We start from the raw sequence: 16,819 nt of genomic DNA, 5'->3' as shown, positions 1-16,819 counted from the left end.
GCTCTGCCGCTCGATAGGCTGACGGCATGACGCGCGTGGCTCTCATCGACGACCACGAGTCGGTCCGGCTCGGGCTCGAGGCTGCCGCCGCTCGCGCGGCGACGAAGCACGTGGTGTTCTCAGGCAGCACCGTCACCGAGTATCTGAAGTGGCGCGCGTCGTCGTCGGCGGCGCCGGCAGACGTCGTGGTGCTCGACCTCACCCTCGGAGACGGCACGACCGTGACCGAGAACGTGCGCCGTCTCGTGCTGGACGGCTCGAGTGTGATCATCCACAGCGTCGCCGACCGCCCCGCCGCGGTGCGCGAGGCGCTCGCGGCCGGCGCCGCGGGCGTCGTCAGCAAATCGTCGCCGATCGACGACGTGATCGCCGCGATCCGCACGGTGGCCAAGGGCGAGCCGCTGAACAACGTGGAATGGGCCAGCGCCGTCGAAGGTGACCGCGAGTTCGCCGACGCGCAGCTGTCGGCACGCGAACGCGAGGTGCTGCGTCTGTACGCCGCCGGGCTGCCCCTGAAAGTCGTGGCCGACAGGCTGGGGGTCGCCTACTCCACGGCCAAGGAGAACATCACGCGCGTGCGCGTCAAGTACGTCGAGGTCGGACGGCCCGCGCCCACCAAGGTCGATCTGCTGCGGCGGGCGATGGAGGACGGGCTCCTTGCCGACACCGCGACGGATGCCGGAGGTGCGCGTGGCCGGTGACGGCCAGACGGTGCTCGACACCGCGTGGGCGCAGATCCCGCGGTCCCGGGAAGCGACCTCGGGCATCGGGACGTTCACCCGCTCCCGCGTGGAGCGGATCATCTCGATCGCCACCGCCTCGGGATCGGTCATCATCGGGACCCAGGCATTCTTCATCGCCCTCGGCTCGACCCAGGAGCGGCCGGAGTGGCGCCTGCCACTCATGGTCGTGGTGTTCGGGGCGCTCGCCCTCATGCTCCTCGCGTGCGCCATCGGACGCGCCGTGCGGATCGCGTCGGGTGTCTTCGCCCTCGTATACGTGGGAGCACTGGCCACGTGGCCGGTCGCGACGGCCGGCGTGGTGCCGGAGTCGCTGGATGAGCCGTGGATCTGGTTCCTCGTGAACCTCGCGACCCTCGCCGCCGTCCTTGCGTTTCCGCTGCCGCTCCAGATCGCCTGGACCGTGCTGGCCCCTCTGCTGTTCTACTTCGTCCGGCTCGTGCAGGGCGGATTCGCGCCGGACTTCTGGATCGCGGTCGGCCTCGATGTGTCATTCGCCCTCATCCTCGGAGGGGTGCTCCTGGCGCTCGGATGGATGCTGCGCTCGGTGGCCGCCAACGTGGACGAGACACGCGCCCGGGCCGTGACGTCCTACACGCGTGCGGCTGCCGAAGACGCCGCCGAGCAGGAGCGCGTCGCCGTGGCGGCGCTCATGCACGACAGTGTGCTGGCTGCACTCATCGCCGCCGAGCGCGCAACGACGCCGCGCGAGCGAGCGCTTGCGGCCACCATGGCGCGGGAGGCTCTGACGCGGCTGGCGAACACCGAACAGGACCCGCACGAGGGGACGGACGAGCCACGCGATGCGACCCAGCTCGCCGACGACATCGAGGCTGCTGCGTCGGAGCTCGGCGCGGACGTCGACGTGCATCGAGAGATCGCCACCGACAGCGATCCGCTTCCGGGCCGCGTGGCGCGCGCCCTGGTGCTCGCCGCCACGCAGGCGGTGGCCAACGCTCTGCAGCATGCCGGCGGTGCGGGCCTGGGCATCGCCGTGCTCGCGCGCGACGGACGCGTGCGCGTCGAAGTGCACGACGCCGGCGAAGGGTTCGACATCGCCGCTATCCCCGATGACCGGCTCGGCATCCGGGCGTCGATCGTCGCGCGCATCGCCGCAGTGGGAGGGGTCGCCGACCTCGAGACCGGTCCGAACGGGACGACCGTGCGCCTGACCTGGCGGCCGGTGACCTCATGATCAGCGTCAAGAACATCCTCACTGTGCTGGCGGTCGCCTTCACCGCGTACATGGCCGCGCGGGGGCTGTGGTGGACCGATCCGGTCTCTTACCCGCTCGTGATCGTCGCAGCGCTGGGGATGTACGTCGCCGTCACCTGGCTCTGCATCTTCTGGCAGCCGTCTGCGGACGCCGCTCAGGTCGAGCATGTTGACGGGGATCGAGGGCGGAGCAGGCAGCGACTGTCCGTGCTCCCGCTCGTGCTCGCCATCGCGTGCGCTGTCGTCGTCCCCAACGCCATTTCGTGGGCGGTGGGCGAGGGGTCGCGCACGGAGTCCTTCGCCACGTGGTACATCGGCGGCATCGGCGCGCTCATGGTCATCGTCATGGTGCGTGGGCGCCCGTGGGCCGCGTGGGCGGGTTTCGCGCTGCTGGCCATCGCCTCCATCGCGTGGATCGGCGCGTTGCCCGCGATCCAGCTGGGCCTGCTCGGCTCGCTCGTGTGGCTGGTGGTGGCGCAGCTCGTGGTCCACTCGGTGAATCGCGCCGCGCGCGACACCTCCCGGCTGACGCTCCTGCAGCGCGCGGCATCCGCATGGCAGACCTCGCAGGTCGTGCGCCAGCGCGAGCGCCGCGTCCAGGTGCAGAAGGCGCTCGCGGTTGCCGGACCCGTCCTGACTCGTACGGTCGCTCAGGGTGGCGAACTGACCGACGACGACCGTCTCGAGGCGCGGATCGCCGAAGGGCGCCTGCGAGATGAGATGCGCGGCCCCCGTCTGCTCGACGACGACGTGCGCGCAGAGCTCGAGCGCGCGCGCCGGCGCGGTGCCAACGTCACCGTGCTCGATGAGGGCGGACTGGACGACGTCGACGAAGAGACTCTGGCGGTCATCCGGGCTCAGCTCGCCGACACCCTGCGCTCGGCGAGTTCGGACCGGCTCTACATCCGCACGTCCCCCGACGCGCGCGTCGCCGTCACCGTCGTGGGGCGCTCGACCTCGGTCGGCGCGCCCAGCGACGAGGATGCCGTCGACCTGTGGCGCGAGATCCCGCATCCCGACGCGGCACAATCCGCCGACGTGAGCTGACGCCGAGCGCCCACCACCTGAGCGCAGACAATCTCGTCCCCCGTTCAGCAGGGGGAGGGGAAGCTGAACAGGGGACGGAATCGAAGGAGGCGAGGGGCGGCGAAGCCGCCCGCCCCTCGCCTAGCGGACGGTTACCCGAAAACCGTCCGCGTGGCCGAATCCGGGTGGTCCGCAGAGCGGAGATCGGATCGGCCGAACGCAGAAGCGTTCCAGCGATACAAGTATCGCCGTGCCGCAAGACCCGCGTCTGTAGGTATTTCGGGGGACAAACCCGGCAGAACGGCTCAGCCGCCGAAGCGTCCCCAGCCGAGGTCACGGCGCAGCGGCTGGCGGAGCGCACGCTGCGAGAGCTCCCACGCGCTGCGCGACCGGCGGTCGTCGGCGACGGCCTCCGCAGCCTCGCCGGTGTACGCCTCGGTCACCACCGCGATGAGTGCCGCGAGCTCGTCCTCGGTGGGCGACCCGCGGCGCACGTCGATCGTGACGCGCTCGATGTCGTCGTCGGCGATCGTCATCGTGCCACCCCGCCCCGGCCGTCCACGCGCAACTCGGTCACAGCGGGATGTTCCCGTGCTTCTTGGGCGGCAGGCTCGCGCGCTTGCCGCGCAGCGCGCGCAGGGCCTTGGCGATCGAGACGCGGGTCTGGGCCGGCTCGATGATGCCGTCCAGTTCGCCGCGCTCGGCGGCGAGGAACGGGGATGCCACGTTGTAGGTGTACTCGTTGGCCAGGCGCGTGCGCACGGCCGCGACATCCTCACCGGCTTCTTCGGCACGCTTGATCTCGCCGCGGTACAGGATGTTGACCGCGCCCTGACCGCCCATCACGGCGATCTCGGCGGTCGGCCAGGCGAGGTTGATGTCGGCGCCCAGTTGCTTGGACCCCATCACGATGTAGGCCCCGCCGTACGCCTTGCGCAGGATGACCGTGACCAAGGGCACCGTCGCCTCGGCGTAGGCGTAGAGCAGCTTCGCGCCGCGACGGATGACGCCGGTCCACTCCTGATCGGTGCCGGGAAGGTAGCCGGGCACGTCGACGAGGGTCACGATCGGAATCGAGAACGCGTCGCAGAAGCGCACGAAGCGGCTCGCCTTCTCGCCGGCCTCGATGTTGAGCGTGCCCGCCATCTGCGACGGCTGGTTGGCGATGATGCCGACGCTGCGCCCCTCGATGCGACCGAAGCCGATCACGATGTTGGGGGCGAACAGTGGCTGCACCTCGAGGAAGTCCTCGGCGTCGACGATCCCGCGGATCACCTGATGGATGTCGTAGGGCTGATTGGGGGAATCCGGGATGATCGCGTTCAGCGCGCGGTCGGCATCCGTCGTCTCGAACTCGAACTCCGCCTCGTACACCGGCAGCTCGGCCATGTTGTTGTCGGGCAGGAAGCCGAGCATCGTGCGGACGTAATCGATCGCGTCGTCCTCGTCTTCGGCGAGGTAGTGCGCGACGCCCGAGCGGGTGTTGTGCGTGTAGGCGCCGCCGAGCTCCTCCATGCCGACGTCCTCGCCGGTGACGGTCTTGATGACGTCGGGACCGGTGACGAACATCTGGCTGGTCTTGTCGACCATCACGACGAAGTCGGTGAGGGCGGGGGAGTACACCGCGCCGCCGGCCGCCGGGCCCATGATGATCGAGATCTGCGGGATGACGCCTGAGGCCTGCGTGTTCAGGCGGAAGATCTCGCCGTACTTGCCGAGGGCCACGACGCCCTCCTGGATCCGTGCGCCGCCGGAGTCGAGGATTCCCACGATCGGGATGCCGGAGCGCAGGGCGAACTCCATGACCTTGATGATCTTCTCGCCGGCCACCTCGCCGAGCGAGCCGCCGAAGGTCGAGAAGTCCTGCGAGTACACCGCGACGGTGCGCCCGTGGATCGTTCCGACGCCGGTGACGACGGAGTCGCCGTACGGGCGGGAGCGGTCCATGCCGAACGCCGTGGTGCGGTGGCGCACGTACTCGTCGAGCTCGACGAAGCTGCCCGGGTCGACCAATTGCTCGATGCGCTCGCGCGCGGTGCCCTTGCCCTTCGCGTGCTGCTTCTCCTTCGCGACCGCCTCGGCGTCGAGGACGGCCTCCTGATAGCGGGCGCGGAGGTCGGCGATCTTGCCGGCGGTCGTGAAGAGATCGGGCTGGTCGGTCACGGGTTCCACCCTATCTGCGGCCCCGCGGCATCCCTTGGAGGGTTCGCACAAGGGGTCGCAGCATCCGCTGTGCCTATCCCGTCGCGGCCGACCTCGATAACGTGGCGTACATGCCGATCCCCGAACACGGATATCCGCTCACGGCCGCCGTGAGTCCCCGGGTCCAGGTCGTCGAGACGACCGAATCGACGAATGCCGACGTCGTGCGGCATGTGGTCGAAGCTTCCGGCGAGTGGCCGCACCTGTCGGTCCTGCTCACGACCGACCAACGCGCCGGTCGCGGGCGCCTCGATCGGACGTGGGTCACGCCGCCGGGCACGGCGCTCGCAGTGTCGACGGTTGTGCGGGTGTCGGGCATCCCGTACGCCTCGCGCGGGTGGATCCCCCTCATCGCGGGTGCTGCGATGACCCGCGCCGTCCGCGCGCAGCTCATGGGAACCACGCACACCGCAGCGCTGAAATGGCCGAACGACGTCATCCTGGATGGCGGCAAGGTGTGCGGGATCCTCGCGGAGGTCGTGCCGGGGCATCCGGATGCCGTCGTCATCGGAACGGGCGTCAATACCCGGATGCCGCGCACCGATCTCCCCGTCGAGACCGCCACGTCGTTCGAGGCCGTCGGGCTCGAGTGCGATGACGACCGGCTGCTCGCCGATTACCTTCGTGCCTTGGATGAGCAGCTCAGTGCGCTGGTCGGCGCCCGCGGAAACGCTGCCGCGGCCGGCGTGCACGCCGAGATCGAGGCGCTGTGCGGCACGGTCGGCAGCGATGTGGCAGTGGCGCTGCCCGACGGCGAGACTCTTCGCGGCCGCGCGAGCCGCATCGACGAGGAGGGCAGGCTGATCGTCGTGCAGCACGACGAGTTCGAGAGCGCGGTGTCTGCCGGCGACGTCATCCACGTGCGCTGAGACGACCCGCCGACGTCGAGCGCGGCTAGGCGTTCGGGTCGTGCCCGGCGACGCCGGGTGGGAGCGGCTGCGCGTCGCGGTGGGCGAGGATCTGGTTCACCTCGACCTGATCGACGAGCGCCTCGTGGACCAGCCCGATGTGCGGGATGTTCTTCAGTCGCATCGGCTCATCGACGCCATTCGAGAGCGTGAGCGTGCCGGTGCCCCACATCCGCTGCAGGATGCCACGATGCTCGCGCACCGTGTACCCGCGCACGTGGTGCAGCTCACGCCGCCGCGTGCCGAAGACGCCCGACCGCTCCAGGACCCGCCGCGTCGTGATCGTGTAGACATGCGACCACCACGCGAGGAAGGGCAGGAGCACCAGCAGCAGGACGATGACCGCAACCGCGGTGAGCAGCATCCAGTTCTCGAACGGCGCGGGCAGGTTGCTGTAGAAGTAGCCGCACGCCCCGGCCACGATGATCAGCACCAAGGCCGACCACGTCAGCCGGCGGGCGTGCGAGCGGAACCGCGCGACGCGCAGCTCGGGCGTCGGGGCGCCCGGTGCAGGCGTCAGAGGACGCCCCGCGATGCTCGACGGCTGAGTCACGCTCCTATTCTGGCCCCTCCCACCCCCATGGCCCGGTTCCGACGCCCGGTCTTCTGCCGCTTCCCGCCGTCCGCCGACCGGATGCCGCACAAGGCGGCGGCGCAGTGACCAAGCGCATTCGCGATGTCAATGAGACTGCGTGACGATCGTCCAGTTCTGATTCGGCCGGTTCTGAGCAAGCCACGAGCTGAGCCGGGATTGCAGTGAGGCAAGATCGCGATCGCCCTGACCCCAGCCCGTCCATTCCATCCCGTCAACATGATGCGTGTGCGAGTACGCGAACTCAGTCTGCTCGCTCGTCACTACCCACCACAGCAGGCTGTTCGGCGAATCAGAAACGTCGTCTGGAAAGCCGACGAACGTCGGACGGATAAGGGCGACCGGACCATGTAGTTGTTCCGCTGCCGTCGAGGCGAGTGTTTCGGTCTGAGATCCGCGGAGGCGATGGGCATCGTATTGGGCTTGATCGTTCAGAACGGCGACGTCTGGGCCGATCGCATCGAGATCGGACTGCAGCTCGGCAACTGAATACGAAGGCGAGTGAGGCGGTTGGGTCGGCTCCGGCTTGGAGAGCGGTGTGCGGGATGCGGCAGGATTCACGCTCACGAACTCGTCGATGGGCGTCCACCCGGCTGGTGCGGTACCAGGCGTCGACAGCTGCGCTTCTCCCACCACCGCCCCAACGGTGCGGACTGAATCCAAAGTCCCGCATCCGATCGCCCAACCCTCCGGACCAGTGGTCGGCACCAGAATCAGGCAGTACGGATTTTGGGGAGCAGCTCCCCGCGCCACGAAGAACTTCACGGCGTCGTCGGCACCCAGCAGGCGTGTGGAGGTCGGGTCGAACTGTCCGGCGACAACATCGGGCACGATGTCCTGTGCCTCCTGCGGCGTCGCGAGCTGCATCGGCTCTGCGGGGACGCTCGATGTGGGACGGGGAGTCGGGGTGTCGGCTGGGACGGGCGAATCTGACTTGCTCGGAACGGGCGCGGCGATCGGAGGCGGTGCGAGCAGTGGGGCGGCGAATGCGGTTCCAGTCACTCCCACGACGAGCGCGACCGCGATGCTTCCGGCGATGAGATTTCGCCGGCGCCGCCGTGCCGATTCAATCTGGCGTGCTCCGTCGACCACGTGGTCGCCGAGCGTCTGCAGTTCGCTTGGCTTGAGATCGGAGAATCGATCCATTTCAGGCCTCCTGAGTAAGAGAGAGTTCGCTGCGAAGCCGTTCCTTAGCTCGCGCGAGTCTGGACTTCACGGTTCCAACGGGGATTCCGAGTGCGTTTGCCGCCTCGCGTTCCGAGTAGCCCTCCAAGAGTGTGAGTACCACAACGCTCCGCTCGCGGGCAGTGAGCTTGTCCAGCGCTTCTGGGACGCTCGAGTCTTCGAAATGGGCTACATCTGCCACCGATTCCGGTGGGCGCTCGATGCTTTCGAGGAGCTTGCGATACCGACGCGACGATCTCTCGAGGTTTCGGGCCGAGTTGGCCGTCGTGTTCAGCAGCCACGGCAGGGGCGATCCGTCGACGAGACGAACGGTCGTGCGTTTGCGCCACAACTCGTAGAAGGCGATGACGACCGCGTCCTTCGCGTCCTCCCGGACGCTCACCAGCCGGGCAGCGTGGCGAAACAACCGCGGAGCGTGTCGCGCGAAGAGGTCGCCCAGGGCGGCAGAATCGCCGCTCAGTACGCGGTCCCAGTCGTCGGAATCAAAGTCGGTCACATCTGAGAGTGTCCGCCACCGGTGAGAAAAGTTCGGTTACGGATTCGAGACGATCTGTTCGTTACCAAAATGAAATCCCATCAAGCCCACCCCGGCCCCGATATCGGTCGTGGCCGGAGAGCCAGAGCGAGTGCGGGATGATGGAACCGACCCATCGAGGAGGGAGCGGCATGGCGCTGCGAGTAGGAGTCGTCGGCGGCGGGCAGCTGGCACGCATGATGATCGCGCCGGCCGTCGAGCTCGGGGTCGACCTGCGCGTGCTCGCCGAGGAGGACGGGATGTCGGCATCCCTCGCCGCCACCGCCGTGGGCGACTACCGCGACGCCGAGACGGTGCTCGCATTCGCGCGCGATGTCGATGTGGTGACGTTCGACCACGAGCACGTGCCGCAGTCCGTGCTCGCCACGCTCGTGGACGCAGGCATCGCGGTGCATCCCGGCCCTCACGCCCTCCGTTTCGCGCAGGACAAGCTGGTGATGCGTGCCCGACTGCAGGAACTCGGGATGCCGCAACCGGACTGGGCGGCCGTGACCGATGCCGAGCAGCTGCAGGCCTTCCTCGATGACCACCGTGGCCGCGCCGTCGTGAAGACGCCGCGCGGCGGCTACGACGGCAAGGGTGTGCGCGTCGTCTCGACGGGAACGGAGGCCGACGACTGGTTCGCGACGTTGGCGGAGGATGCGCGCGGTGGTGCTCTCCTGGTCGAGGAGCTCGTCGACTTCACGCGCGAGCTCGCGCAGCAGGTCGCACGACGACCCTCCGGCGCAGTCCGGGCCTACCCCGTCGTCGAGACCGTGCAGCGAGACGGAGTGTGCGCCGAGGTCATCGCTCCCGCGCCGCATTCCGGGGGACGGCTCGAGGACGTCGCCGCGCGCATCGGGATCACGATCGCCGAAGGACTGGAAGTGACCGGGATGCTGGCGGTCGAGCTGTTCGAGACGACCGATGAGCGCCTGCTCGTCAACGAGCTGGCGATGCGGCCGCACAACAGCGGGCACTGGAGCCAGGACGGCGCCGTCACCAGCCAGTTCGAGCAGCATCTGCGGGCCGTCCTCGACCTGCCGCTCGGCGACCCGTCGCCGGTGTCGGAATGGGCTGTCATGGTGAACGTGCTCGGCGGGCCGACCAACGGCTCGCTCGACGACCGGTTCGACGCCGCGATGACCGAGCACCCGGGCGCCAAGATCCACACCTACGGCAAGGCGCCGCGACCTGGCCGCAAGGTCGGGCACGTCAACGTCGTGGGCGGCAACCTCGACGATGTCGCGTACGAGGCCCGGGCTGCGGCATCCTTCTTCGACGACTGAATCGCTGAAACCACCTGGCTGCCGAGGCTCAGCCCCGACATCCACAGTCGGGAGGTCCCCGCTCTGCGGCGACACCTCGATAGCTTGTGGCCATGACGACTACACCTCGCACGTCGGTTCCGACCACCGTCAGCGCCGCGTTCTGGATACTTCTTCTGGGAATGATCCTCGACATCGTCGGCGCGATCCTCCTTCTCGGCGCAGGCCTGGCCCTCGTCTCGCTCGGCGACTCGGACGGGATGGCATCAACCATCAGCGGACCGGTTGTCATCACCGCCGCAGTGATCGCGCTCCTTTTCGTGGCGGTCGAGCTGGTCGTCGTCTTCAAGATGCGCGCTGGAAAGAACTGGGCCCGCGTTGTCATCACGATCCTGGAAGTGCTCGCGATCGGCTCGATCTTCACGAGCCCCAGCATCTGGTCGTGGGGTGGGCTCGTGCTCTCGCTGATCGCGGTGGTCCTGATGTGGCTGCCGTCGTCGAACCCTCACTTCCGCCGCGGCTGACACCGTGAGTCGTCATGGATTCGCCGCAGCTCGTTCACGGACGCAGCCGCGCCGTTGCGGGGATCTTCCAGGCATGCGCCCTAGCCTTGACGGGTGACTGGGCACCTGCATTCTGCTGACGCGCCGCTGGTCGGCGTCGTGATGGGCTCCGACTCGGACTGGCGGGTCATGAGCGACGCCTCCCAGGCGCTCACCGACTTCGGCATCCCGCACGAGGTCGAAGTCGTCTCCGCCCACCGGACGCCCGACAAGCTCATGCGCTACGGCCGCGAGGCGCGAGGCCGCGGGCTGCAGGCCATCATCGCCGGTGCCGGTGGCGCGGCGCACCTGCCGGGCATGCTGGCATCCCTCACGGCTCTTCCCGTCATCGGGGTTCCAGTCCAGCTGAGCACTCTCGACGGGCTCGACTCGCTGCTGAGCATCGTGCAGATGCCCGCGGGCATCCCGGTCGCCACGGTCTCGATCAACGGTGCGAAGAACGCCGGCCTGCTCGCCGCACGCATCCTCGGCGCCTCCGATCCGGCCGTCGCCGATCGCATCGAGGAGTACGCGCGAACCCTCGAGGGGCAGGTCGAAGAGAAGAACCGGCGGCTCAAGGAGTCGCTGTGAGCGTCATGAGCCCGCCGCGATCCTCCGCCGCGCCCAGGCGCCCGGTCGTCGAAGAGCGCCCGATGCGGCATCCGGATTCCTCCTCCCGAGCCGTCATGACCAAGCGCGGGTGGTGGCTCGTGCTGCTGAACTTCCTGATGCCCGGGTCGGCGCAGGCCCTCGCCGGGAACCGGCGGCTCGGGCGCTTCGGACTCGGCTCGACGCTGCTGCTGTGGACGCTCGCGATCATCGCCGTGCTGTTCGCGCTGCTCGCGCCCACCGCAGGCCTGAGCATCGCGACCGGAGCATGGATCCCTGATTTCCTCGCGCTGCTGCGACCCCTTCCGTTGCTGATCGCGCAGGGGCTGCTGATCGCGTATGCCGTGCTGTGGATCGTCCTCACAGTCGACACGCTGCGCCTCGTGCGGCTCGTCAAGACCGGGCCGGCCGCGCGCTTCGGCATCGCGGGCCTCGCCGTCGCGCTGCTGGTGGTTGCGAGCGGAGGCGCCGCGTACGCGGCGAACGTCGCCGGAACCACCCGCGACACCCTCGGCGCGATCTTCCAGGCGACCGGACCCGTGGTCGAGCCGTCGGACGGGTACTACAACATCCTGCTCCTCGGCGCCGACAGCGGCGAGGGCCGTGACTCGATGCGGTTCGACAGCATCTCGGTCGTGTCGGTCAACGCCGAGACCGGTGCGACGACGATCACCGGCATCCCGCGCGACATGCCGCACTTCCCGTTCTCTGAAGGTCCGATGCAGGACAAGTATCCGAACGGGCACGAGGGCCACGCCGACGCGAACTGCGGCTGGGGGAGCGGCATCAACCAGCTGCGCACCGAGGTCGAGGTCTGCCAGGACGGAACCGCGCTGTATCCGGATGCCGAGGCCAACGGCTCCGAGCCTGCCATCGAGGCGACCAAGGACGCCGCCGAGGGCATCCTCGGCATCGAGATCCCGTACTACGTCTTCATCGACATGCACGGGTTCGCGTCGCTCATCGACGCCCTGGGCGGCGTCGACATCGAGGTCGCGCAGCGACTCCCGAAGGGCGGCGGGCCCGCCTATCCAGGCCAGCCGGTCGACGAGTGGGCCATCGGATGGATCGAAGCCGGGCCGCAGCACATGGACGGTGACACCGCCCAGTGGTACGCCCGGTCGCGCTATACGACGGACGACTTCGACCGCATGGAGCGCCAGCGCATCCTGCAGCAGGCGATGCTCGCCCAGTTCACGCCGCAGACGGTGCTCACGCGCTTCCAGGAGATCGCGGCTGCCGGCTCCGACATCGTCCAGACCGATCTGCCGCAGTCGCTCGTGCCGTTCCTCGCAGACCTCGCGTTGAAGGCGCGCGAGCAGCCCGTCACGACGATCGAGCTCACGCCCAAGGGCGGGATCGACGAGCACAACCCGGATTTCGCGTACGTCAAGGAGCTGGTGCACAACACACTCCACCCGCCGACGCCGACCGCCGAGCCGGAGGGCTGATGGTCGCCACGCTGCGCGTCGTGCTCGATCAGGTCGTCGCGCCGACCGACCGGCCCTTGGCGGAGGCCTCTCGCGAACTCGCTCGCGCGTTGGTGGCGGGTGCCCCGTCGGGGTGCGAGGTCGGGGCCATCGCGCCCGCAGGTGGCGAGGACGTGGCTGAGGCTGTGCCTGGTCTCGCGGACGTGCGGCGTGCGGCGCTCGCGCGCCGCGAGCTGTCGGGTGCCCTCCAGTTCGGGCTTGCGACAGGACTCGGCGGCGGCATGATCCACTCGCCGTCGCTGTTCGCCCCACTCGTGAAGCACGACCGCGTGCACAACAACGACCAGACGGTCGTGACCGTGTGGGACCTTCGCCCGTGGGAGGCACCGGTCGAGCTGCCTCGCCCCGTCGTCGCCTGGCACAAGGCGATGCTGCGGCGTGCGGTCAAGTACGCTGACGCCGTCGTCGTGCCGACGCACTCGCTCGCCGCCCGTCTGGTCGAGATCGCGCCGCAGCTCGGCGATCGGGTGAGGGTCATCGCCGGCGCGTCCCCGCTCGGCTTCTCAGTCCCGTCCGACGAGATCGGGCGCCGCCGGGCGCTAGATCTGCCCGAGGGCTTCGTGCTGCTGGCGGGCGGACCGTTGGCTTCGGAGGGCTTGGATACCGGACTTGCCGCGGTTGCAGCATCCGGTGTGGATCTTCCCGTCGTGGTGATCGACGTCGAGGATGGTCACGAGCCCGCGGTCGTCGAGCTGGCGTCAGCGGCGGGGGTGCCGGAGCGGCGGATGCACGTGCGCGGCTCGCTGGACGCTGCGGATCGTGGCGCCGTGTTCGGCGGTGCGGTGGCGTTCGTCGCGCCGTCGCGACGCGCGGCCTTCCCGTGGCGTGTTGTCGACGCCTTGACCTTGGGAGTGCCGATAGTGGCCGCCTCTTCAGCAGTTCACGACGAGGTAGTGGTGGACGGGGGAGTGCTGGTGCCTGGTGCGGATGCCACGGTGGTGGCATCAGGGATGGGCGAGGCGCTCGCGAGCGGGTTGGGGTCTACCGCCGCCGCGGAACGGCTCGGAGTGCTTGCGGGCGACCGGGGGCGTGCGTTCTCCTGGCAAGAGGCCGCCGACAAAGTATGGATGCTGCACGCAGAGCTATAGGCCGCTAGGCGCGCATTTGCGCGACTGCCTGCTTGCTGTCGCCGTCAAAAGCGATTTTGCCGCCGCTGAGCAGGATTCCCCGTTGGCAGAGAGTCGAAACCATGTCGAGATCGTGCGACACCACTACGAGCGTTTTCCCTGCTTCGTGGAGTTCTCGGATTCGCGCGAGACACTTCTTCTGGAACGGCTCATCGCCGACGGACAAGATCTCGTCGATGAGAAGTACGTCGACTTCGGTATGAATGGCCACTGAGAAAGCAAGCCGAAGAAACATCCCCGAGGAGTAGTGCTTGACTTCCGTGTCGATGAACTGCTCGATCTCACTGAATGCGACGATCTCCTCGAAGCGTTCCTCAGTCTCCTTCTTGCTCATCCCGAGGATAGCGGCGTTGAGATAGATATTTTCTCGGCCCGAGAGGTCCGGGTGGAACCCGGCGCCGACCTCGATGAGCCCCGCGACGCGACCGCGTGTGCGCACCGTGCCACGATCAGGCGTGAGTACTCCTGAGATCATCTTGAGTGTTGTCGACTTCCCGGATCCGTTGAAGCCGAGCAGTGCGACGGCTTCGCCCTCGTTGATCGTGAAGGAAACGCCGTCGAGGGCGTGGAAATCCGTCGTCAGCGGCTTCCTGCGTACCGCTGCCACGACCGTCTCCTTGATGGAGTGAGTATGGCGGAGCTTGAAATCCTTGTGGACGTTCTCGACTACGACACTCGCCAGTTCGGCGGTGGTTTCAGAGGTCCTGGGCAAATCGACCCTCCAAACGGCGGAACACGGACTGGCCGAGAAGGAGCAGCGCGGCGGACGTCACCAACGCGATCGCAGTGAAGAGCCCGAGATCGGGCAGTAGCTGTGCGCCGCCAGGCTCGAGCGGGAACCAGATCCCGTAGTGGAAGAGCTCTACGGCAGGTGTGATCGGATTGAGGCGATAAACGACGAAGAGCCAGTCTGGCACGGTCGTGGCGACCATCTCCCACTGATACATGACAGGCGAGGCCCAGACCGCACACATCACGATGATCTCGACAAAGCTCTGCGCGTCTCGGAACGTCACATTGACAGCGCCAAAGAACAGACCGAGGCCGGTTGCAAGAATGGCCACGATGATCAGGGCGACCAAGATGGCCGCAACTTGGAGCGCCGATGGTGCCCAACCGAAGAAGAGGGCGATGATCAGAACCACCACGATCTGCGGCAGCGTGTTGACTGCGGCGATCATCATGCTCGCGACGGGGAACATTTCGCGCGGCAGGTAGATCTTCTTGATCAGAGCCGCGTTGTCGACGAGGGATCGTGTTCCGTTCGAGAAGGCTTCGTTGAAGAACGTGACGATCGTGATGCCTGCCAGCAGGTAGATCGGGAAGAAGTCGACGCGACCGTTCATGCCGAGGAAGACGCCGATCGCGATGTAGAAAACCACGAACTGCACGAGGGGCTTCACATAGGACCAGGCCCAGCCAAGGACAGAGCCTCGGTAACGGATCTGGACTTCCTTACGAACAATCAGTGAAAGGAGGTAGCGCCGTCGGAAGACGTCCAGCAGGCCGATGCTGCGTCCGGGTTCCTCGAGCAATGAGGAATCTGGGGACACGCGGGACATTGCCCTCCTCGAGGCTGATGTGGTGGTGGACCCGGACGGGCCAATACATCCTAGTCCGCAGGACCCTCTCGGATTGCTGAGAGAGAGCCGCTGATAGGCTCTCCAGGTTCCCCCGACCTGTAGACCGCAGACGAGAGGCCGCGCGACCGTGACACTTGAGACCGTCCTCGGACAGCCGGCCCTTTTTCGCCTGACCCGTTCCGACGAGCTTCCCGCCCATCTCTCTGTCCGCGAGAGCCGGTTGTTGGTCGGCGCCCTGAACTTCCATGCGCTCATGGCCCCCGGGCGCGAGCTGACAGTACACGGGTACGGCGGTGGCTGGGACTCGCTTCCGCGGACGACCGACGATTCGACGTTCAACGGACTCTCGCGTGCCTACCGGAGCAGGGAGTTCACGATCGTTGCGACGAGTCTGGTGCCGACGGACCCGCGTGAACCTATCGTCGGTGAGACGAGATCGCTGGCCTTGACGGCCGGTTCGGTGCGGCATGTCCATATCTCTCGTGACGCAGTGCTCGACTTCGACCCGCCGCGCGACATCTCGCCGAACCCCGTCCGGCGCGTACTCCGAGCCATTCGGGCACGCACGCCTCTCCTGTACGACGAGCTTCGCGACGTGGAGCTTCTGCGGCATCGCGGAGCGCTCCGGAAGCCCGCCCCCCGCCGCGAGTACGAAGCGGAATTTCAGCCCGGCGGAATCCACAGTGACTACGAGATCGTTCCTGCTGCCCCGCCGGCGGATCTCGCGCCCCGAGCAATCTTGTTCGGTCTGCACTGGTTCGAGCTCGGCGGCGCGGAGCGATGGGCGTTCGAGTCTGTGCGCTTGGCTCGCGAAGCCGGCTTCCTGCCCATCGTGCTCACCAACAGAGAATCCCATCACCCGTGGGTCGCGCGAGCGGAGCTTGACGGCGCTCTCATCATTCCATTCTCAGATTCGACCTCCCGTTCCCAGACACCCGGAGTCGAAGAGCTTCTCAGTGCACTGCTCCAGAGCTTCGATGTGCGAGGCGTCGTCGTTCACCACAATCAGTGGCTCTACGATCGACTTCACTGGATCGAGCGCTCGCGGCCTGGCATCCCGATCGTCGATTCGACACACATCGTCGAGTACCGGGGCGGGGGATATCCGCTCAGCAGCGCGTTGGTGACCGAGGCGATCACTACGCATCACGTGATCTCCCCCACGCTCAAGCGCTGGCTGGTGGAGGTGCAGAGGATCGAGGCGGACAAGGTCATCATGGCGCCCCTCGGTGGCCTCACGGTGGACTTGAAGGACGCTACCTTTCGTTCACGGGCACCGGGCGAGCCGCTCGTCGTTGCGTTTATCGGCCGCATGGCACGACAGAAGGCTCCCGAGGTCTTCGCGGCCATGGCTCGACGGCTCCACAGGACTCGCCGGGATATCCGGTTCGTGATGCACGGCGATGGCGAGATGGCGGCGTGGGTTGACGACCTGCTGCGCTCGTACGGACTCGAAGGCGTTGTGGCGAGGCGAGGTTCCTCGATCCCTGTCGCAGATACCCTCGAAGAAGCACACATTCTGGTAGTGCCGTCCCACAACGAGGGGTTGACCCTGACGACTCTAGAAGCCCTCGCGCACGGTGTGCCGGTCATCTCGACAGACGTCGGAGCTCAGGCGGACATCGTGCCGAGGCGGGCGCTCGTCCCGCGAAACGCACACCGAGCAGCCAGGATGCTTCCCCGACTGGTGGGCCGCCTTGCCGACGATGAGGAGGCTCGACGCCAACTCTGGCGGGACGAGCGGAATGCGGAGAAGAAGCTGTTGTCCAATGAGTCAGCGAGCGAGTGGTTCGCAAAGGTGGTCAAATCGTGGTGACG

The 16,819-nt window shown here is 67.5% G+C and carries 17 protein-coding genes; 10 read left to right on the top strand and 7 right to left on the bottom strand.

The window, feature by feature from the left end:
• Window positions 1-26 precede the first annotated feature (26 nt).
• The 3 genes from HF576_RS08780 to HF576_RS08770 are packed head-to-tail and all read left to right on the top strand — an operon-like array spanning window position 27 to window position 3,002.
• Window positions 27-701, top strand: coding sequence for a response regulator transcription factor (locus HF576_RS08780; protein WP_168912421.1), 675 nt, complete (start codon window positions 27-29; stop codon window positions 699-701).
• Window positions 658-1,935, top strand: coding sequence for a sensor histidine kinase (locus HF576_RS08775; RefSeq protein WP_240948793.1), 1,278 nt, complete (start codon window positions 658-660; stop codon window positions 1,933-1,935). Before HF576_RS08780 ends, HF576_RS08775 begins: the two co-directional genes overlap by 44 nt.
• Window positions 1,932-3,002, top strand: coding sequence for a hypothetical protein (locus HF576_RS08770; RefSeq protein ID WP_168912420.1), 1,071 nt, complete (start codon window positions 1,932-1,934; stop codon window positions 3,000-3,002). The genes HF576_RS08775 and HF576_RS08770 overlap by 4 nt, the downstream gene beginning before the upstream one ends.
• A gap of 284 nt (window positions 3,003-3,286) precedes the next feature.
• Here the strand turns inward: HF576_RS08770 and HF576_RS08765 are convergent, their stop codons facing one another.
• Both HF576_RS08765 and HF576_RS08760 read right to left on the bottom strand, forming a co-directional pair.
• The gene (locus HF576_RS08765) at window positions 3,287-3,517 is read right to left on the bottom strand and encodes an acyl-CoA carboxylase subunit epsilon (protein WP_168912419.1); all 231 of its coding nucleotides are present in this window, start codon (window positions 3,515-3,517) and stop codon (window positions 3,287-3,289) included.
• A 37-nt stretch (window positions 3,518-3,554) separates the two neighbouring features.
• The gene (locus HF576_RS08760) at window positions 3,555-5,153 is read right to left on the bottom strand and encodes a carboxyl transferase domain-containing protein (protein ID WP_168912418.1); all 1,599 of its coding nucleotides are present in this window, start codon (window positions 5,151-5,153) and stop codon (window positions 3,555-3,557) included.
• A 101-nt stretch (window positions 5,154-5,254) separates the two neighbouring features.
• Here HF576_RS08760 and HF576_RS08755 point away from each other — a divergent pair, with 101 nt between their 5' ends.
• Complete coding sequence (locus tag HF576_RS08755) at window positions 5,255-6,052, top strand: biotin--[acetyl-CoA-carboxylase] ligase (protein WP_168912417.1); 798 nt, start codon at window positions 5,255-5,257, stop codon at window positions 6,050-6,052.
• Between the two features lie 25 nt (window positions 6,053-6,077).
• Here the strand turns inward: HF576_RS08755 and HF576_RS08750 are convergent, their stop codons facing one another.
• The 3 genes from HF576_RS08750 to HF576_RS08740 all read right to left on the bottom strand — a co-directional run bounded on the left by HF576_RS08750 (window position 6,078) and on the right by HF576_RS08740 (window position 8,364).
• On the bottom strand, window positions 6,078-6,644 hold the full coding sequence (locus HF576_RS08750; protein WP_168912416.1) for a PH domain-containing protein: 567 nt from the start codon (window positions 6,642-6,644) through the stop codon (window positions 6,078-6,080).
• 126 nt (window positions 6,645-6,770) lie between these two features.
• Window positions 6,771-7,829, bottom strand: coding sequence for a hypothetical protein (locus tag HF576_RS08745; protein ID WP_168912415.1), 1,059 nt, complete (start codon window positions 7,827-7,829; stop codon window positions 6,771-6,773).
• 1 nt (window position 7,830) lies between these two features.
• Entirely contained in the window at window positions 7,831-8,364 is a 534-nt protein-coding gene (locus HF576_RS08740; RefSeq protein WP_168912414.1) for a sigma-70 family RNA polymerase sigma factor, read from the bottom strand.
• A 170-nt stretch (window positions 8,365-8,534) separates the two neighbouring features.
• Here HF576_RS08740 and HF576_RS08735 point away from each other — a divergent pair, with 170 nt between their 5' ends.
• The 5 genes from HF576_RS08735 to HF576_RS08715 all read left to right on the top strand — a co-directional run bounded on the left by HF576_RS08735 (window position 8,535) and on the right by HF576_RS08715 (window position 13,379).
• Window positions 8,535-9,671, top strand: coding sequence for a 5-(carboxyamino)imidazole ribonucleotide synthase (locus HF576_RS08735; protein WP_168912413.1), 1,137 nt, complete (start codon window positions 8,535-8,537; stop codon window positions 9,669-9,671).
• A gap of 92 nt (window positions 9,672-9,763) precedes the next feature.
• On the top strand, window positions 9,764-10,174 hold the full coding sequence (locus HF576_RS08730) for a hypothetical protein (protein WP_168912412.1): 411 nt from the start codon (window positions 9,764-9,766) through the stop codon (window positions 10,172-10,174).
• A 141-nt stretch (window positions 10,175-10,315) separates the two neighbouring features.
• Window positions 10,316-10,783 (top strand): 5-(carboxyamino)imidazole ribonucleotide mutase, encoded by a 468-nt coding sequence (purE, locus tag HF576_RS08725; protein ID WP_168912766.1) that lies wholly within the window; start codon window positions 10,316-10,318, stop codon window positions 10,781-10,783.
• Window positions 10,780-12,252 (top strand): LCP family glycopolymer transferase, encoded by a 1,473-nt coding sequence (locus HF576_RS08720; RefSeq protein WP_168912411.1) that lies wholly within the window; start codon window positions 10,780-10,782, stop codon window positions 12,250-12,252. The genes purE and HF576_RS08720 overlap by 4 nt, the downstream gene beginning before the upstream one ends.
• A complete protein-coding gene (locus tag HF576_RS08715) occupies window positions 12,252-13,379 on the top strand; it encodes a glycosyltransferase (protein ID WP_168912410.1) in 1,128 nt (375 codons plus the stop codon). Before HF576_RS08720 ends, HF576_RS08715 begins: the two co-directional genes overlap by 1 nt.
• Before the next feature lie 4 nt (window positions 13,380-13,383).
• Here the strand turns inward: HF576_RS08715 and HF576_RS08710 are convergent, their stop codons facing one another.
• Both HF576_RS08710 and HF576_RS08705 read right to left on the bottom strand, forming a co-directional pair.
• Window positions 13,384-14,130 (bottom strand): ABC transporter ATP-binding protein, encoded by a 747-nt coding sequence (locus HF576_RS08710; protein ID WP_168912409.1) that lies wholly within the window; start codon window positions 14,128-14,130, stop codon window positions 13,384-13,386.
• Entirely contained in the window at window positions 14,114-14,980 is an 867-nt protein-coding gene (locus HF576_RS08705; RefSeq protein ID WP_168912408.1) for an ABC transporter permease, read from the bottom strand. Before HF576_RS08705 ends, HF576_RS08710 begins: the two co-directional genes overlap by 17 nt.
• Window positions 14,981-15,128: 148 nt before the next feature.
• On the opposite strand from HF576_RS08705, the gene HF576_RS20740 reads away from it, so the two are divergent.
• Window positions 15,129-16,817, top strand: a complete 1,689-nt coding sequence (locus HF576_RS20740) for a glycosyltransferase (protein WP_168912407.1) — start codon at window positions 15,129-15,131, stop codon at window positions 16,815-16,817.
• The last annotated feature ends 2 nt before the right edge of the window (window positions 16,818-16,819 follow it).

It is taken from the genome of Microbacterium salsuginis (assembly GCF_012524205.1).
Classification (GTDB): domain Bacteria; phylum Actinomycetota; class Actinomycetes; order Actinomycetales; family Microbacteriaceae; genus Microbacterium; species Microbacterium salsuginis.
This window is presented reverse-complemented; position numbering and strand designations above follow the sequence as displayed.